Source organism: Streptomyces sp. NPDC048436 (genome assembly GCF_043200355.1).
In the GTDB taxonomy this organism is placed as follows: Bacteria; Actinomycetota; Actinomycetes; order Streptomycetales; family Streptomycetaceae; genus Streptomyces.
Genome location: NZ_JBICXP010000003.1, coordinates 390,392 through 406,239, shown reverse-complemented (window position 1 = coordinate 406,239; position 15,848 = coordinate 390,392). Strand labels below are relative to the sequence as shown.

General features: G+C 69.5%; 17 protein-coding genes. 8 read left to right on the top strand and 9 right to left on the bottom strand.

Translation table 11 applies throughout. The features are described 5' to 3' along the window. Positions 1-81 precede the first annotated feature (81 nt). Together ACGFX9_RS12850 and ACGFX9_RS12845 are read right to left on the bottom strand one after the other, a co-directional pair. Positions 82-1,638: a hypothetical protein gene (locus ACGFX9_RS12850; RefSeq protein ID WP_393469322.1), complete on the bottom strand. Its 1,557-nt coding sequence runs from the start codon at positions 1,636-1,638 to the stop codon at positions 82-84. A 107-nt stretch (positions 1,639-1,745) separates the two neighbouring features. Further along, entirely contained in the window at positions 1,746-2,375 is a 630-nt protein-coding gene (locus ACGFX9_RS12845) for a TetR/AcrR family transcriptional regulator (protein ID WP_393469320.1), read from the bottom strand. Between the two features lie 82 nt (positions 2,376-2,457). On the opposite strand from ACGFX9_RS12845, the gene ACGFX9_RS12840 reads away from it, so the two are divergent. Continuing rightward, positions 2,458-2,937, top strand: coding sequence for a nuclear transport factor 2 family protein (locus ACGFX9_RS12840; protein ID WP_393469317.1), 480 nt, complete (start codon positions 2,458-2,460; stop codon positions 2,935-2,937). Then, the gene (locus ACGFX9_RS12835) at positions 2,934-3,788 is read left to right on the top strand and encodes an NAD(P)H-binding protein (protein ID WP_393469314.1); all 855 of its coding nucleotides are present in this window, start codon (positions 2,934-2,936) and stop codon (positions 3,786-3,788) included. Before ACGFX9_RS12840 ends, ACGFX9_RS12835 begins: the two co-directional genes overlap by 4 nt. Before the next feature lie 27 nt (positions 3,789-3,815). Here the strand turns inward: ACGFX9_RS12835 and ACGFX9_RS12830 are convergent, their stop codons facing one another. Next, a complete protein-coding gene (locus ACGFX9_RS12830) occupies positions 3,816-4,076 on the bottom strand; it encodes a helix-turn-helix domain-containing protein (RefSeq protein WP_393469311.1) in 261 nt (86 codons plus the stop codon). 50 nt (positions 4,077-4,126) lie between these two features. Here ACGFX9_RS12830 and map point away from each other — a divergent pair, with 50 nt between their 5' ends. Then, positions 4,127-4,894, top strand: a complete 768-nt coding sequence (gene map / locus ACGFX9_RS12825) for a type I methionyl aminopeptidase (RefSeq protein ID WP_393469308.1) — start codon at positions 4,127-4,129, stop codon at positions 4,892-4,894. Between the two features lie 122 nt (positions 4,895-5,016). Here map and ggt read toward each other — a convergent pair whose 3' ends face one another. Then, positions 5,017-6,828 carry a gamma-glutamyltransferase gene (gene ggt / locus ACGFX9_RS12820; protein WP_393469306.1) on the bottom strand — a complete coding sequence of 604 codons (1,812 nt, stop codon included), beginning with the start codon at positions 6,826-6,828 and terminating at the stop codon, positions 5,017-5,019. A gap of 104 nt (positions 6,829-6,932) precedes the next feature. Between ggt and ACGFX9_RS12815 the strand changes: the two genes are divergently transcribed. The 3 genes from ACGFX9_RS12815 (at position 6,933) to ACGFX9_RS12805 (ending at position 10,773) form a co-directional block, all read left to right on the top strand. Continuing rightward, positions 6,933-7,691, top strand: coding sequence for a hypothetical protein (locus tag ACGFX9_RS12815; RefSeq protein ID WP_393469303.1), 759 nt, complete (start codon positions 6,933-6,935; stop codon positions 7,689-7,691). A 145-nt stretch (positions 7,692-7,836) separates the two neighbouring features. Beyond that, complete coding sequence (locus ACGFX9_RS12810; protein ID WP_393469301.1) at positions 7,837-9,036, top strand: Ig-like domain-containing protein; 1,200 nt, start codon at positions 7,837-7,839, stop codon at positions 9,034-9,036. Between the two features lie 141 nt (positions 9,037-9,177). Next, on the top strand, positions 9,178-10,773 hold the full coding sequence (locus tag ACGFX9_RS12805) for a CocE/NonD family hydrolase (RefSeq protein ID WP_393469298.1): 1,596 nt from the start codon (positions 9,178-9,180) through the stop codon (positions 10,771-10,773). A gap of 37 nt (positions 10,774-10,810) precedes the next feature. Here the strand turns inward: ACGFX9_RS12805 and ACGFX9_RS12800 are convergent, their stop codons facing one another. The 5 genes from ACGFX9_RS12800 to ACGFX9_RS12780 all read right to left on the bottom strand — a co-directional run bounded on the left by ACGFX9_RS12800 (position 10,811) and on the right by ACGFX9_RS12780 (position 14,594). After that, positions 10,811-11,680, bottom strand: coding sequence for an amino acid ABC transporter permease (locus ACGFX9_RS12800; protein WP_393469294.1), 870 nt, complete (start codon positions 11,678-11,680; stop codon positions 10,811-10,813). Further along, positions 11,677-12,321, bottom strand: coding sequence for an amino acid ABC transporter permease (locus ACGFX9_RS12795; protein WP_393469290.1), 645 nt, complete (start codon positions 12,319-12,321; stop codon positions 11,677-11,679). Before ACGFX9_RS12795 ends, ACGFX9_RS12800 begins: the two co-directional genes overlap by 4 nt. 9 nt (positions 12,322-12,330) lie before the next feature. Next, on the bottom strand, positions 12,331-13,236 hold the full coding sequence (locus tag ACGFX9_RS12790) for a glutamate ABC transporter substrate-binding protein (protein ID WP_393470460.1): 906 nt from the start codon (positions 13,234-13,236) through the stop codon (positions 12,331-12,333). A 15-nt stretch (positions 13,237-13,251) separates the two neighbouring features. Then, a complete protein-coding gene (locus ACGFX9_RS12785) occupies positions 13,252-13,995 on the bottom strand; it encodes an amino acid ABC transporter ATP-binding protein (protein WP_393470455.1) in 744 nt (247 codons plus the stop codon). Between the two features lie 155 nt (positions 13,996-14,150). Then, on the bottom strand, positions 14,151-14,594 hold the full coding sequence (locus tag ACGFX9_RS12780) for a DUF6278 family protein (protein ID WP_393469287.1): 444 nt from the start codon (positions 14,592-14,594) through the stop codon (positions 14,151-14,153). Positions 14,595-15,197: 603 nt separating this feature from the next. Here ACGFX9_RS12780 and ACGFX9_RS12775 point away from each other — a divergent pair. Beyond that, positions 15,198-15,389 (top strand): hypothetical protein, encoded by a 192-nt coding sequence (locus tag ACGFX9_RS12775; RefSeq protein ID WP_393469284.1) that lies wholly within the window; start codon positions 15,198-15,200, stop codon positions 15,387-15,389. A 46-nt stretch (positions 15,390-15,435) separates the two neighbouring features. Further along, complete coding sequence (locus ACGFX9_RS12770) at positions 15,436-15,639, top strand: hypothetical protein (RefSeq protein ID WP_393469281.1); 204 nt, start codon at positions 15,436-15,438, stop codon at positions 15,637-15,639. Positions 15,640-15,848: the final 209 nt, after the last annotated feature.

Here is a 15,848-nt window from a genome sequence, read left to right as displayed (position 1 = left end):
GACCATCGCCGTTAACCGGCGGAGTCGATCATGTTTCGCACCCAAGCGGACGCGAATCGGGCATGTCAGGCCTTGGAACAATCAGGCACTGAATCCGGCGACGCGCAGCGCGTGCACGAGATCCCAGTGGCACTCGTCCGACACCCCTTGGGCGGCCTGGAGCAGCAGCGGGATGAAGCGGTAGGGGTCGGTGTGCGCGCAGCCGGCCGCGTCCTCGGGGGTACGGACGCGGAGATAGGCGTCGAGCAGGGCGCGGGCCTCGCGCTCGCGGCCCGCGTCGATCAGCGCGAGCACCGATTCGGCGATCTCCGGGGCGGGCCGTGCCACGCCCTGCCGCAGCAGCTTCCGGCAGTCGTCGGCGCGGCCGGCCCCGGCGAGGGCGTCGGCCAGCGCGACGAGCCGGTCGGGCGGCAGCGACGCGGCTTCCCAGAGCAGCGTGGACCAGTCGGCGCCGAGGCCCGCGCGGTGCAGCTCTCCGGCGAACTCCGGGAGGCGCGCCGCGGGCCAGCACGCAGCCTCGACGAGTACGCCGTGCGCCTCGCCGCTGCGGCCTTCACCGCGGAGCCGGACGAGGGCGGCGACGGCTTCGGCGGTGGCTTGCCCGGCTTCGGCGTCCGCGCCTTCCGCGCCTTCCGCGCCGCGGGTCTGGTCAGGGGTGCGGTGAGCTGCTTCGCCGCCGGAGTGTGCGTACCGCGCGCCGCGGGGGCGGTTCCCTCCGGGCGGCTGCTCGGCTGCCCCGGGTACGACGAGGGGCTCGGCCGCGTCGTCATCAAGCCCGGCGAAACGGGCACCGCGGGGGCCACGGGGGCGGCGTGAGCGGCGGGGGGTGTCGCGCGACTTGCGGCCGCCTTGCCTGGGCAGGCGTGGCTCGGCGTCACGCTCTTCCTGGGGCGGGGCGACCGGGGCGTCAAAGGTGTCGACTCCGGGGCCGACCGGCGGCTGGGCACCGTAACCGTCAGCCGACGAGGCGCCGAAGCCGTCAGCCGACGAGGCCCCGAAACCGCCCGCCGGTCGGGGGTCGAAGACGCCCGCCCCCTGCCCGCCACGCCCTGCGGAATCCCAATCCCCCTGCGGCGGATCCACGAAGTCGTCCGTCACCGGGGTCCCGAAGTCGACCCACTGCGGGCGCCCCGCCTGTTCCAACTGCTCTATACGCTCCCGGAGTTCCGCGCACCGTGCGGTCGCCCGCTCGTGGTCGTCGCGCACCCAGGCCAGGTCACGGTTGATCCGCTCCACCTCGTCCGGCATGACCGCGTCCGCCAGCGAACGGCCCAGTTCCGCCTGCCGTTCCACCGCGTACCGCTGCTCCGTGAGCATCATGTCGAGGCGCTCGCCCAGCAGCCCGCGGCCACCGGGCCGCGCGTCGTACGCGGCCAGCGAGGCACCGTGCAGCGCCCGCGCCCGCTCCGTCTCCCGCTCGGCGGCCTGCGCCCCGTACCCCGTGGCCAGATCGTGCAGCAGCGCCTCCACCACGTCCCAGGGGGGCACTTCCGCGCCGTCCAGGCAGGCCCGCATCCCCTCGGGGTCACGGGACCAGAACACACCGCACCACCCGGCGCCCTGATCGAGCCGCACCAGGAGGTCCCTCAGGTACCTCGCGAACTCCCGGACGTGGTCCGGGAGTTGTCCAACTGCCATCCGAGCCAGCACCGCCCCATGGAGCCTGGAGTATTCCCGGTCCGGAAGATAACACCAGACGTGTTACGGGACGGCTACACGCAGTTTTCCGGCCGGCCCGCAGCTCCTCACGCCTCGCCGTCGGCGCTGTGATCCAGCACGGAAGCACAGAGCCGCCGCAGGCCCGCGTGCAGTTGGGCGGGGGATGCGCCCTGGCTGGTCAGATGCTCGACGAGGTCACTGCGGACGGCGGCGAGCAGGGCGTGCGCGAGGTAGTCGGCGTCGTCGCTTCCGTGTGCGCCGGCCAGCATCCCGGCGACTTCGGAGTGCCACAGATCGTAGGCCGGGTTGAGGTAGGGACTGCCCGCGCCGGCCCGCTCCAGGGCGAGCATGAGCGCCCGCTGGTTCAGCTTGAGGTCGAGAAGTGCCGCCATGAGCGCGGGCAGCCGCTCGGCCACCGGCGTGCCGGGGCCCAGCGGCGGCGGCCCGTCGACGACTTGCTCGCGCAACTGCCGCGTCTCCTCGACCACCAGCGCCCTGACCAGGCCGACGCGGTCGGAGAAGTGCCGGAAGACCGTGCCTTTGCCGGCCCCCGCGGCCTGGGCGATGTCGGCCATCTTGACGCTGTCGGGGTCGGCGGCGTCCTGGAACAGCCGGGCCGCGGCGGTCAGCAGCGCGGCCCTGTTACGGACGGAGTCGGCTCTCTCTTTGCGGGCGGTGATGGTTCCTCCTCGGACGGGCCGGACGGGCGTGCGCATCTGCACACGTACACACCCAGCATAAGTCGACCCCGGGTCCGGTACTTGTAAACGGACCCGGGGTCAGGTTAACGTCGAAGGCATGACGCACCCCACGACTGACACACCCACCGAAGTCTTCACCCGCTCCCTCGACCTCCTCCTCGCCAAGGACATGAACGGCTGGGTCGCGCTCTGGGCCCCGGACGGCGTCTTCGAGTTCCCGTTCGCCGTGCCCGGCGCCCCGCACCGGCTCGACGGCCGCGACGCCGTGCGCGCCTACATGGCCGACTACCCCGACCACATCGACCTGCGGAGCTTTCAGGACGTGACCGTCCACCGCACCGACGACCCGGAAACGATCATCGTGGAGCTGCGCGGCACCGGCCGGGCGGTCGCCACCGGGCGCCCCTTCGACATGCCGTACATCCAGGTCGTCACCGTCCACGACGGACGGATCACGCGCTTCCGCGACTACTGGAACGGCGCGTTGGCCGCCGACGCCTTCGACGGCGGCATCCCAGTCGGCGGACCCACCACCGACGCCACCACCGACGCCACCACCACCGGAGGAGCCCGATGACCGCGCGCTTCCTCATCACCGGCGGCACCGGCACCACGGGCCGCCGCGTGGCGACCGCACTGGCCGACCGGGGCACATCTGTGAGCGTCGGCACTCGCACCCCCGCACCTGACGACACCCGCCAAGTCCGCTTCGACTGGGCCGACCCCACCTCCCACGGCCCCGCCCTGGCCGACGCGGGCGCCGTCTACCTCGTACCGCCCATCGGCGACCCCGACCCGGCCCGCCTGATGGTGCCGTTCCTGGAACGAGCCCTGGACGCGGGCGTACGCCGCTTCGTACTGCTGAGTTCCTCCGCCATCTCCGAAGGTGACCCCGGCGTCGGCGAGGTCCACCGGGCGCTGCGTCAACTGGCGCCGGAATGGGCGGTGTTGCGCCCCTCCTGGTTCATGCAGAACTTCGTCACGCCGGGTCATCTCCACGTCGAGAGCATCCGGGCCGCCGATGAGATCGTCACGGCCACCGGGCACGGGCGAGTGGCGTTCGTCGACGCGGGTGACATCGCCGCGGTCGCCGTACACGCCCTGACGGACGAACGGCCGCACAACGCGGCGCACTTGATCACGGGCCCGGAAGCACTCGGCTACGACGACATCGCCAAGACGGTCTCGCGGGTCGCGCGGCGCGAGATCCGCCATCGCCCCGTCTCCGTGGCGCGCTTCGGCGAGCGGCTCGCCGCCACCGGGATGCCCGAGGAGTTCGCGCACATGCTGGCCGCCATGGACGACCGCATCGCGCACGGCTCCGAGGACCGCGTGGACCCCGCCGTGGAGCGGATCACCGGCCGCCCGGCACGCGGCTTCGCGGATTTCGCCGCCGCGCACGCGACCGAGTGGGCCCACTCCCGGTAACAGCAGGCGCCGCAGGCCCGCGCGACCTCAGGCAGGCGCGAGCGGCACCAGCGCGCACGCCTGAGCCACCTCGTCCAGCGAGAGGCCCAGCGTCACCGCCAGCGCCGACACGGTGAAGAACGCGGGCGTCGGCGCCCGCCCCGTCTCGATCTTGCGGAGCGTCTCCGCGGAGAGACCGGCGCTCGCGGCCACCTCCACCATGCTCCGCTCGCCGCGCGCCGCACGCAGCAGCATGCCGAGCCGCTCGCCGCGTTCATGCTCTTCGGGGGTCAGGGGAGTCCGTACCATGCGTCCACCCTACCCCCTGGCACCATTCTCATACCGGTATAGTAATTGCCATGGTGGAAATCAAGACGGACTCATCTATCGAAGCGATGCGCGAAGCGGGCCGGATCGTCGCCCAAGCCCTCACGGCGGTGCGGGAGGCGGCGGGCGTGGGGGTCTCGCTGCTCGAACTGGACGTAGTGGCGCACGCCGTGTTGCGGGACGCGGGCGCGACGTCGCCCTTCCTCGGCTACCGCCCCTCCTTCGCCCCCACGCCCTTCCCCGCGGTCCTCTGCGTGTCCGTGAACGACGCGATCGTGCACGGCATCCCGGACGGGTACCGCCTGCGGGACGGCGACCTGGTCTCCGCCGACTTCGGCGCCGAACTGGGCGGCTGGGTCGGCGACTCGGCGATCAGCTTCACCGTCGGGACGGCCCGCCCCGACGACGTACGCCTCATCGAGACCGCCGAGCGCGCCCTGGCGGCAGGCATCGCCGCGGCCGTCGTCGGCAACCGCATCGGCGACATCGCGCACGCCATCGGCGTGGTGTGCAGGGACGCGGGTTACGGCATTCCGGAAGACTTCGGCGGCCACGGCATCGGCCGCCGTATGCACGAGGACCCGGGCGTCCCGAACGAAGGGCGTCCTTGCCGCGGCATGCCCCTGCGGCACGGCATGGCCCTGGCCATCGAGCCGATGGTGATCGCCGGCGGCATCGATCACTACCACCCGGCACCGGACGGCTGGACGCTGCGCACGAACGACGGCAGCCGCGCCGCCCACGCGGAGCACACGGTGGCGATCACGGACGACGGCCCGCGCATCCTCACCGCGCTCTGACGCCGCCTTGGCAACTCCCGCCGCACTTCGCATCCCGCTGTATTCGCATCGGAATCCACGCGCCGGATGGATGCACGAGCCGCCGGGCGGGCATGCCAACCCGCCCGGCCGCCCGGCCCGCCTCAGCCGGGCCGCACCACCATCGCCGACCCGCCACCACGACGTACCGTCTCCGCCGCTGCCAGCCACTTCCCGCCCGGCAGCCGCTGCACGCCCGTCGCCGCCCCGATCTCCGGGTTCTGCTTGAAGGAGTGCCCGATCGCCTCAAGATCGGCCCGCACCGGACTCTCCCAGAGCCCCGGCTCCAGCTCGGTCTGCGCGGCGTTGCGCTGACTCGCGCGGGGCGCGGCGATCGCGTCGACGAGCGGCAGGCCCCGGTCGACGAACCCGGTGAGGGTCTGCAGCACCGTGGTGATGATCGTCGCTCCGCCGGGCGACCCGAGCGCGACCACCGGCTCTCCGTCCTTCAGGACGATCGTCGGCGCGATCGATGACCGGGGCCGCTTACCCGGCCCCGGCAGGTTCGGGTCGTGCACGGCCGGGTCGGCCGGTGCGAAGGAGAAGTCGGTCAGTTCGTTGTTGAGCAGGAACCCGCGACCGGGCACGGTGATCCCGCTGCCGCCCGTCGACTCGATGGTGAGGGTGTAGGCGACGACGTTGCCCCACTTGTCGGCAGCCGTGAGGTGCGTCGTGTTCTCCCCCTCGTACGTGGTCGGGGCGGCCTTGTCACCGGTCCTGCAGTCGGCCGGATCCCGCGGATTCCCGGGCGCGAGCGGGCTCTTCAGGACCGCGTCGTCCCGGATCAGGCACTCCCGCGAGTCGGCGAACCGCTGCGAGAGCAGCTCCTTCGTCGGTACGTCCTCGAAGGCGGGGTCCCCCACCCATCGCCCGCGGTCGGCGAAGGCGACGCGGCTGGCCTCGATGTACCGGTGCAGATACTTCGCCTTGGACGCCTTGGACAGGTCCGTCCTCTCCAGGATGTTGAGGGCCTCGCCGACGGTCGTGCCGCCGGACGACGAGGGCGCCATGGAGTAGACGTCGAGCCCTCGGTAGGAGGTCTTCGTCGGCGCCTGCCGCTTCACCGCGTAGGCCTTCAGGTCCTTCGCGGAGAGGTCGCCGCGCCGGGCCACCCGCCCCGACGCCGGGTCCACGGGCGGCTTGTTCACGGTGCGTACGACGTCCTTGCCGATGCCGCCCCGGTACATCGCCCCGACACCCTTGCGGCCCAACTCCTCGTACGTACGGGCAAGATCGGGGTTCTTGAACGTCGAGCCGACCACCGGCAGCGCACCACCCGGCAGGAACAGCTTCGCCGTGTCCGGGAAGTCCGCGAACCGCTTCTGGTTCGACTCGGTCTGCGAACGGAACGTCCCGTCCACCGTGAACCCGTCGCGCGCGAGCCGCTCGGCGGGCTTCAGGAGCGTACCGAGCCGCTTGCTGCCCCACGCGTCGAGCGCGGACTGCCAGGTCGCGGGGGTGCCGGGCGTGCCGACGCCCAGGCCGCTGGTGACCGCGTCGGCGAAGGGGAGCGGTTTGCCGTTCTCCAGGAAGAGGCCGGAGTCGGCGGTCCGCGGGGCCGTCTCGCGGCCGTCGATGGTGCTCACCTTGCGGCTCTTCGCGTCGTAGTGGACGAAGTAGCCGCCGCCTCCGACACCCGCCGAGTAGGGCTCGGTGACGCCGAGGGCCGCCGCCGTGGCGACCGCCGCGTCCACCGCGTTGCCGCCCTTCCTCAGGACCTCGATCCCGGCGGCCGACGCGTCAGCGTCGACGCTGGAGACGGCACCGCCGTAGCCGACGGCCACCGGCACTTTCCCCGCGGACGGCGAGGCCGGTTCAGCCGAGCCCGGAGACGAAGGAGGCGCGGCGGCACCCACCGACACCAATACCCCTCCGACCGCCAATAGCGTCAGATTCCGTACGACAGCACGACGCATCCGTACCTCCAGTCAACAACCGTCCGCGCAGCGTAACTTCGACTCCCCCGCCACGTCAGGACCGCGTCGAACACCGGTCCTAGAGCCCGCTAGCATGCGCCCCCATGACTGAAGACGTGCGCAATATCGTCCTCGGCCTGATCGCGGCCGGTCTCGCCGCCGTGCTGGGCTGGCTCGCCCGTTCCTACCTCTGGCGGCGGAGGCTCCGCCGCAAGCAGGCCTTCTTCGGGCTTCCCGACAACTCCGAGTCGCTGCTCGTGGTGAACCGCGAGGCGGGCGGCCCCGAGCTCACCGTCGTACGCCATGACGTGTTCGCCCTGCTCGAACTCGCGGCGCTGATCAAGGACTGCGGGGCGCACGCCCAGCTCATCGCGCACGACGCCGTCCAGCAGAGCTTCGGCGAGCGCACGGAGTTCTGCGTCGGCTCCCCCACGGCGAACCGCCGCATGGCCGCGCACATGCACTCCCTGCTGCCAGGCATCCGCGTCAACACCGAGCCGGAGCCGGGCCCCGACCGGGGCGCCTTCCAGATCGGCAGCGAGCGGTACCGCATGGAGGGCGGCATCTCGGAGTACGTGATCCTCGCACGGCTCACCGCGGGGCAGGACCGGGAGGCGAGACCCGTCTTCGTCTTCTGCGGCCAGCGGGCGATCACCAACCAGGCGGCCACCCGCTATCTCGCCCGCAACCACGAGCGCCTTGCCCGCAAGCACGGCGCCAACTCCTTCGTACTGCTCCTGAAGGTCGTCAACTCCCAGGCGTACGGCGCCGACGTTGTCGAGCTCGTCGGTGACGTCACCCGCGCCGCCCAGGCCCCGGCTCCCGCGATCGCGCCGCCGCGCGCCTCGCATCGCGCGAAGTAGGCGCCCGACCACCCGGCGTCGGCGCCCGCGCCAGGCGCACATCCGGCCTCTGTGACCTATTCGGCAATTCGGGGCAAGAGGCAACCCACCGGGACCTTTGCCCCTCTCTCCGTGCAGTTCCACATTCGCACGGAGGTACGTTCCCTTGAGGCTCCCGAGCTCGACGAGTCGCCGACGCCCGATACGCCCCCGCCGCACCGGGGCCGCGGTCACGGCCGCGGGCCTGGCGGCACTGGCCACCGCGCTGACCGCGTGTTCGGGCAGCACCCCCGCCTCCGCCGACACAGAGGCGAACAAGCCGGACATATCCGTCAACCTCCATGGCAAGCAGGCCAAGGCGGGCTCTCCGGTCAAGGTGACCCTGGCCGACGGAAGGCTGAAGAAGGTCACGGTCGCCGACGCCGAGGGCACGAAGCTCACCGGGAAGGTCGCCGCGAACGGCACCTCCTGGACCTCGGACCGCAAGGCGGCGCCCGGCACCTCGTACAAGGTCGAGGCGACGACGGACGACGGCGGCAGCGCGCGGACCTCCTTCAGAACGGCGGCCCCGGAGAAGGTGAACAAGCTGAGCCTGACGCCCGGCAAGGACTCCACGGTCGGTGTCGCCCAGCCCCTCTCCGTCGTCTTCGACCACCCGGTGAAGAACAAGGCCGCGGTCGAGAAGCACCTGAAGGTGAGGACGTCGAACGGCACCGCCGGATCCTGGGGCTGGATCAAGAACTACGACGGCAAGGACCGCGTCGACTGGCGCCCCAAGGAGTACTGGAAGTCCGGCACGAAGGTGAAGCTCGACGCCCGGCTCAGCGGCGTCGACTCGGGCACGGGCGGCGGCTGGTTCGTCCGTGACTACGTCACCGGCTTCACGGTCGGCGAGAACCAGAAGGTCAAGGTCGACCTCGACAGCAAGCAGGCGACGCTCGTACGCGACGGCCGCAGCGTCAAGACCGTCCCGATGTCGGCGGGCACCCCTGGCGGCGACAAGGCGTCATGGGGCGGCACGTCCGTCCTGATGGCCAAGGAGGGCACGATCAACATGCGCTCCGAGACGGTGGGCCTCGGTGACGCCTACGACAAGATGGTCGACGACTCCATGCGTCTGACCTGGTCGGGCATGTACGCGCACGCGGCCCCCTGGAACGCCTCGTACTTCGGCAACACCAACCACAGCTCGGGCTGTATCGGCATGAGCGACGGCGACGCCTCCTGGCTCTACGGCCAGGTCCGGATCGGCGACCCCTTCGAGGTCTCCGGCAGCGGCTCGAAGGGCGTCCCGGACCCGGGCAACGGCTACGGCGAGTGGAACCTCTCCTGGGCCAACTGGCAGACGAAGAGCGCGCTGAGCTGAACAGCGGACAGAGCTGACAGCGGACCGACACGTACACAGCTCAACAATCGTTACCGGTGCGTAACTTACCGACGGGTTACCGCCGGTAAGCCCCCGAGGTTACCGTCGGGTCACTTTGCTTGCACGAGTAAGGAGTGACCCGTGGGACAACCGCGCAAGGCGCTGCGTACGACCACCGTGGGCGCCGTGTCCGCGACCCTCGTCGCCGGAGCGGCCTTCGGGCTCGCACCGGCGGCCGAGGCCGCCCCGGCATCCGCCCCGCAGGCGGCGAGCTCCACGGACGTGCGCTTCGTCGACATACCCGGCGACGGCGGCACGATCCTCAAGGCCAACGTCTTCACCCCGGGGGGCGCGAAGGCAGGCGTCAAGTACCCCACGATCGTGCTGCCCACCAGCTGGGCCATGCCACAGATCGAGTACGTCGCGCAGGCCCAGAAGCTCGCCAACTCCGGCTACGTCGTCGTCAGTTACAACTCGCGCGGCTTCTGGCAGTCCGGCGGCGAGATAGAGACCGGCGGCCCCGAGGACATCGCGGACGCCTCCAAGGTCATCGACTGGACCCTGGAGAACACCCCCGCCGATCCGGACAAGATCGGCATGGGCGGCGTCTCGTACGGCGCGGGCATCAGTCTGCTCGCCGCCGGGCACGACAAGCGGATCAAGGCCGTGGCCGCGCTGAGCGGCTGGGGCGATCTGATCGAGTCCATCTACAGCGGTCGCACCCAGCACTTCCAGGCGGCCGGGCTGCTCGGGGGCGCCGGTGTCCTCACGGGCCGGCCGAGCCCCGAACTCCAGCAGACCCTCAAGGACTTCCTCGCCTCCAACCTGGACAAGGAGGACGAGATGATCGCGTGGGGCGCGAAGCGCTCTCCCGCGACCTACGTCGACCAGATCAACAAGAACGGCGCGGCCATCATGATGGGCAACGCCTGGGGCGACACGATCTTCCCGCCCAACCAATACGCCAAGTTCTTCGGGCAGTTGAAGGGCCCCAAGCGTCTGGAGTTCCGTCCGGGAGACCACGCCACGGCCGAGGCGACCGGCCTGCTCGGGCTGCCCAACGACACCTGGACCTCGACCCAGCGCTGGTTCGACCGCTACCTCAAGGGCGAGAAGAACGGCATCGACGGCGAGCAGCCCGTCCAGCTCAAGTCCCGTTCGACGGGCGGCTACGAGGGCTACCCCGACTGGAAGTCCGTCGGCGCCACGAAGAAGAAGATCGACCTCGCGGGCTCCACCACGATCCGCGCGAACGTCGACTCGGGCGCCAACGGCGGCATCGTGATGCTCTCGAACGCCCTCGACCAGTTCCTGAAGATCCCGCCCATGGCGTCGATGCCGCTGCTTCCACGGCGTTACGCGGGCGTCTGGCAGTCCCAGAAGTACGACACCGCCCAGCGGGTGCGCGGGACGGCCAAGCTGCACACCACGCTCACCAGTACCAAGGAGAGCGGCACCCTCGTCGCGTACCTCTACGACGTGGGCCCGCTCGGCCTCGGCAAGCTGGTCAGCAACGCGCCGTACACCTTCCACGGCAAGACTCCCGGCCGGCCGTTCGGCGTGGACCTGGAGTTGTTCTCCACGGCCTACGACGTACCGGCAGGACACAAGCTCGCCCTGGTGGTCGACACGGTCGACCCGCTCTACATCGAGCACAACCCGTCCGGCGCGCAGCTGACCTTCTCCTCGCCCGCGGACGACCCGTCGTACGTGTCGGTCCCGCTGCGCGAACAGTGATCACCGGCTGCTGCCGGGTGGGCTTTGGCCCCTTTAGCTACTGCGGACCTGGCAGCAGCGTCCCTGGTTCGGCCGGCGCCACTTCCGCGGCCTCGGTCTTGGGATTGCGCCGCTGTCGTCTGGACACCCACTGGGCGAACCACGAGAGCAGCATGCACATCCCGATGTAGATCGGCGAGATCACCAGAACCACGGGGATGAAAGGTAGATCGTAGTCGAGGTTCGACGCGATCAGCTTCCCGGCGTGGAGGAACTCCTCATAGGTGATCAGAAAGCCGAGCGACGTGTCCTTCAGGGCCACCACCAACTGGCTGATGATGGCGGGCAACATGGCGCGCACGGCCTGCGGTACGAGGACGTGCGCCATCACCTGCGTCTTGCGCATCCCGAGCGCGTACGCCGCCTCCCGCTGGCCGCGCTCCACGGAGTTGACGCCCGAGCGGAAGACCTCCGCGAGCACGGAGCCGTTGTAGAGCGTGAGCCCGGCGACCAGGGCGGGCAGCGGCTGGACCTTCAGCGCCACGAAGACGAAGAAGATCATCACAAGGACCGGCATCGCGCGGAAGAACTCCACGAGGAGCGTGGCCACCCAGCGCACCGGGCGGTGGTCGGAGAGCCGCCCCATGGCTAGCAGCCCGCCGAGCACCAGCGCGAGCACCGCGGAGATGGCGAAGGCCTTGAGGGTGTTCCCCAGGCCTCTCAGCAGGAGTTCCTGGATGCCCTTGTACTCGAAGGGCGTCCACTTGGTGGCGGTGAACTGGTCGGTGTCGAAGAGCAGGTAGAGGAGCCAGCCGACGAGGGCGAGGAGTACGAGAGTGGAGAGCAGCCCGTAGAGCCTGTGCCTGCGCTCGGTGTTGGGGCCCGGTACGTCGTAGAGGGCGGTGGATTCGTGGGAGAGGGCTTTCATCGGGCGACTCCCCAGCGCTTCTCGAGGACATTGAAGACGGCGCTGATGGCGAGGGTGATGATCAGGTAGCCGACGGCGATCCAGACGAACGTCCAGATGATGTTGTAGCCGAGCTCACTGAGCGTCTTGTACGTGCCGAGCAGTTCGGTGACGCTGAACGCGCCCGCGATCGCCGAGTTCTTGGCGAGGGCGATGAGGTTGGAGCCGACCGGCGCGATGACGGACCGGAAGGCCTGCGGGAGCACGACCATGGACAGCGTCTGCCCGAAGGTCATCCCCAGGCTGCGGGCCGCCTCGCCCTGCCCTCTGTGGACGGTGTTGATGCCCGAGCGCAGCGCCTCGCAGATGAAGGCGGAGGTGTAGCAGCCGAGCGCGAGGACGGCGAACACCTTGAAGGGCAGGACGAGTCCGAAGCGCGGGAGCCCGAGCAGCACCGCGAAGAAGAGCAGCGTGAGCGGGGTGTTGCGCAGGACCGTCACCCAGGCGGTGCCGAACGCCCGGAAGGACCCGACGGGCGCCACCCGGAACGACGCCATCAGGAAGCCGAGCACGAGCGCCAGGATGGAGGCGTAGACGGTGAGTTCGACGGTGCCGATGAACCCCTTGCCGAAGGTGGAGAAGTTCTCTGTCAGTACGTCCACGACGCCTCCTCAGCTCGCCGGATAGCGGTCGATGGCGGGCGGCTTCGGCGCCGGGACCCCGGAGAGGCCGAGGGTGGCGTCGTAGGCCTTCTTCCAGTCGCCGTTCTTCTCCCGCGCGGCGAGCGCGTCGTCGACGGCGAACCGCAGGGCGTTGTCGCCCTTGGGGACGCCGATGCCGTAGGGCTCCTCGGAGAACGGCTTGCCGACCACCTTGAGCTCGTCGGGCACCTTGGCCGCGTACCCGATGAGGATCGCGTCGTCGGTGGTGACGGCGTCGACCTGATAGGTCAGCAGGTTGTCGACGCAGACCGAGTACGTGTCGTACGCGATGAGCGTCGCCTTGGGGTAGTCCTTCTGGATGCGCTGGTAGGGGGTCGATCCCGCCGCCGAGCAGACCCGTTTGCCGTCCAGGTCCCGGGGCCCGTTGATGTCGTCCTCGTCGGAGCGCACGAGCAGGCCCTGTCCCGCCATGTAGTAGGGGCCGCCGAAGCCGACGAGCTTCTTGCGGAGGTCGTTGATGGTGTAGGTGCCTACGTAGTAGTCGATCTGCCCGTTCTGCAGGGCGGTCTCGCGGTTCGCCGACGCGATCGTCCTGAAGGAGATGGCCTTGGGGTCGAAGCCGAGGGAGGCAGCGACCATCTTGGCGATCTCGATGTCGAATCCGGAGTACGTCCCTGTCGCGGGGTTCTTCTCGCCGAGGAACGGCTGGTCCTCCTTGGCGCCGACGACGAGGTGGCCGCGCCGTTTCGCCTTCTTCCAGGTGCCGGAGGCGGGCAGCGTGAATCCCGTCGCCACCTGGTACTTGGGAAGTTCGTCGGGCTGTGGCCCCTTCACCGGGGGGCTGCCCTCCTTGCCGCAGGCACTCGCGGCGCAGGCGGCGAGGAGGAGCGCCGCGAGCAGACGTGTCGTACGCATCATGGCCGGCCCCCGTCAGTGCTTGAGGATCTTGGAGAGGAAGTCCTTGGCCCGGTCGCTCTCCGGGTTGCTGAAGAAGTCCTCGGGGGTCCGGTCCTCGACGATGCGTCCTGCGTCCATGAAGACGACGCGGTTGGCGGCGGAGCGGGCGAAGCCCATCTCGTGGGTGACGACGACCATGGTCATGCCGTCGCGGGCGAGCTGCTGCATGACTTCCAGGACCTCGGTGATCATCTCGGGGTCGAGGGCCGATGTCGGCTCGTCGAAGAGCATCACCTTGGGGTGCATGGCGAGCGCGCGTGCGATGGCCACGCGCTGCTGCTGGCCGCCCGAGAGCTGCGCCGGGTACTTGTCGGCCTGGCTGGAGAGGCCCACGCGTTCGAGGAGTTCCCGGGAGCGCTGCGCGGCCTCTTCCTTCTTGCGGCCGCGGACCTTGACCTGCGCGAGGGAGACGTTCTGCAGCACTGTCTTGTGCGCGAAGAGGTTGAAGGACTGGAACACCATGCCCACGTCCGCCCGGAGCGTGGCGAGGGCCTTGCCCTCCGCGGGCAGTGGCTGTCCGTCCAGTGCGATGGATCCCGACTGGATCGTCTCCAGGCGGTTGATCGTCCTGCAGAGTGTGGATTTCCCCGACCCTGACGGGCCGATGACCACGACCACCTCCCCCTTGCCGACGGTGAGGTTGATGTCCTGGAGGACATGCAACTCGCCGTAGTACTTGTTCACATCACGCAGCTCGATCAGCGGATCGACGGCCATCCCTGCCCTGCCCACTCTCAGCGGTGTCGGTCCGCGCAAACTATCCACGCGAAAACGGGACTTACTGGACGACACGCACTTATGGGCATTAACCATATTTGCAGTTACGTCATCCCGCGCGCCACTCCGTGGGCCGGGCTCCCCGCGCGTTCGCGCTACGTCTCGGACGCCTCCGCATAGACCTGGGACAGCTCAGGGGCGCCCTGCACCGCCCAGTCGAGCCCCGCCTCCACCACCTGGATCTCGCGCCCCGATGCGAGCCGCACGACGGGGCTGCCGCCGGGCCAGACATGCCAGGCGGCGCCCCGCACCGTACGGACGACGACCGAACCCAGGTACAGGCCCGCGTCGTTGCCGAGCCACGGCAGCAGCTCCGGGTCGTCGCGCCAGCGCGGCAGGAGCTGGTCGAGCGCGGTCAACGAGGCCGGGGAGTCGTCGAGTTCGAGCCCGGCGGTGGCGGCCTGGGAACGCAGCAGCTCGCATTCGGCGAGGAGTTCGGCCACGCCCTGCGGATTGTCCTCGAAGGCCGCGGCGAGCCCTCGCACTTCGGGCTCCTCGTCATGGCGCCTGCGCCACCTGTCCAAGAACGGAATGTTCACGATCGGTCCCTCCTCGCCCCCGGCACTCTGAGCCCCCAGAGTCGTCGAATCTATCTTGCGTACGTTCATTACGGAATCATCCGAAATCGCGCCACGCGGGGAGTGAGCGCCGCACCCACCCGTCAAGGCGGCGCCCCGCAACCCGCGCAGGTCATCCCGTACCGCTCCCGCACACCTCTCCCTGCCCACTTCGCCCGCTTTCAGCCATCGAACCCATTCGGAACACACTGCTCCGCTTTCTGTCATCCTCCCTGGTCAGCGGGTAATGTGCGGGTAATGCAGGGGTCAACTCGCAGGCAAGGCGTCGTAGCCCGATCGCTTTTAGTTCCCTTACCCCTATTCCTTCTTTGTGACGTGTATCACACAACCCGAGCTTGATTTGGTACCCGCCGATCTCCATATAGTGGTGCCCGCAAGGGGAAGTCGATTGACCGTCGGCGAGCAACCGCTGCACAATAAATTCGGGGGATTTTCGGCATTCGAGCACCCACTGGGTCGCTCTGCCAAGCCGCGCCATTTCATGGGCGGCCCATTCGAACATCTCCTGAGTTTCTTTCGACGTCCCACAGCGGAATCGGAAACCGACACAGGAGGACTGGATTCATGGCCAAGATCGCCGCCTTTATGAATGAGCAGAAGCTGGGCACCCTTGAGGACGGCCTGACGAAGAACGACGGAATGCCCGTCATGGCCACCCCGGCCGTTGCGATACCCGTCACCGCCAAGATCACGGCCGGCATCGTCGCCTTCACCATCCCGGTGGGCGCCTACGTCGCCGGACGCGTCGTCAACTAAGGCCGCCACAAAGGCATCCCGAATCATCTTCGCGAAGGAGATCGATATGACTCAGATCATCGAAAGCGTGCGCTCGATCACGGCGCCGACGCTGTCCGAGGGCGCGGGCAACCGGATCACCCGCACCATGCCCGTCGCCTTCACCCCCGCGGTTCTCGTCGCCACCCCGTACGCGGGCGGCGGCCTCGCGGCAGGCGCGGCCGTGGTCGGCGCCTATGAGCTGGGCCGTGCGGCCGGCGGCGGCAAGTAGAGAACACCGTCAGCGGTCCCTGTGACGAACGCGGGCCTCTGAAGCTGCTCGAAGAGTGACATCTGCGAGCGTCTGACGAGCTGTCGGGCCGCGCCGCAATCGCGGCCCGACAGCTTTCCCATATTAGCTCACCCCCTGGTTCAGCCGTTAGGAATCATCTGTGAGACGTCTAAAAAGGCTCACCTCGACGCTATTCTCTCCGGTGCCGA

Bases quoted from the DNA above. Each gene is read 5' to 3' on its own strand.
- ACGFX9_RS12850 (WP_393469322.1), bottom strand. From the start codon at position 1,638: ATGGCAGTTGGACAACTCCCGGACCACGTCCGGGAGTTCGCGAGGTAC.
- ACGFX9_RS12845 (WP_393469320.1), bottom strand. From the start codon at position 2,375: ATGCGCACGCCCGTCCGGCCCGTCCGAGGAGGAACCATCACCGCCCGC.
- ACGFX9_RS12840 (WP_393469317.1), top strand. From the start codon at position 2,458: ATGACGCACCCCACGACTGACACACCCACCGAAGTCTTCACCCGCTCC.
- ACGFX9_RS12835 (WP_393469314.1), top strand. From the start codon at position 2,934: ATGACCGCGCGCTTCCTCATCACCGGCGGCACCGGCACCACGGGCCGC.
- ACGFX9_RS12830 (WP_393469311.1), bottom strand. From the start codon at position 4,076: ATGGTACGGACTCCCCTGACCCCCGAAGAGCATGAACGCGGCGAGCGG.
- map (WP_393469308.1), top strand. From the start codon at position 4,127: ATGGTGGAAATCAAGACGGACTCATCTATCGAAGCGATGCGCGAAGCG.
- ggt (WP_393469306.1), bottom strand. From the start codon at position 6,828: ATGCGTCGTGCTGTCGTACGGAATCTGACGCTATTGGCGGTCGGAGGG.
- ACGFX9_RS12815 (WP_393469303.1), top strand. From the start codon at position 6,933: ATGACTGAAGACGTGCGCAATATCGTCCTCGGCCTGATCGCGGCCGGT.
- ACGFX9_RS12800 (WP_393469294.1), bottom strand. From the start codon at position 11,680: ATGAAAGCCCTCTCCCACGAATCCACCGCCCTCTACGACGTACCGGGC.
- ACGFX9_RS12790 (WP_393470460.1), bottom strand. From the start codon at position 13,236: ATGCGTACGACACGTCTGCTCGCGGCGCTCCTCCTCGCCGCCTGCGCC.
- ACGFX9_RS12785 (WP_393470455.1), bottom strand. From the start codon at position 13,995: ATGGCCGTCGATCCGCTGATCGAGCTGCGTGATGTGAACAAGTACTAC.
- ACGFX9_RS12775 (WP_393469284.1), top strand. From the start codon at position 15,198: ATGGCCAAGATCGCCGCCTTTATGAATGAGCAGAAGCTGGGCACCCTT.
- ACGFX9_RS12770 (WP_393469281.1), top strand. From the start codon at position 15,436: ATGACTCAGATCATCGAAAGCGTGCGCTCGATCACGGCGCCGACGCTG.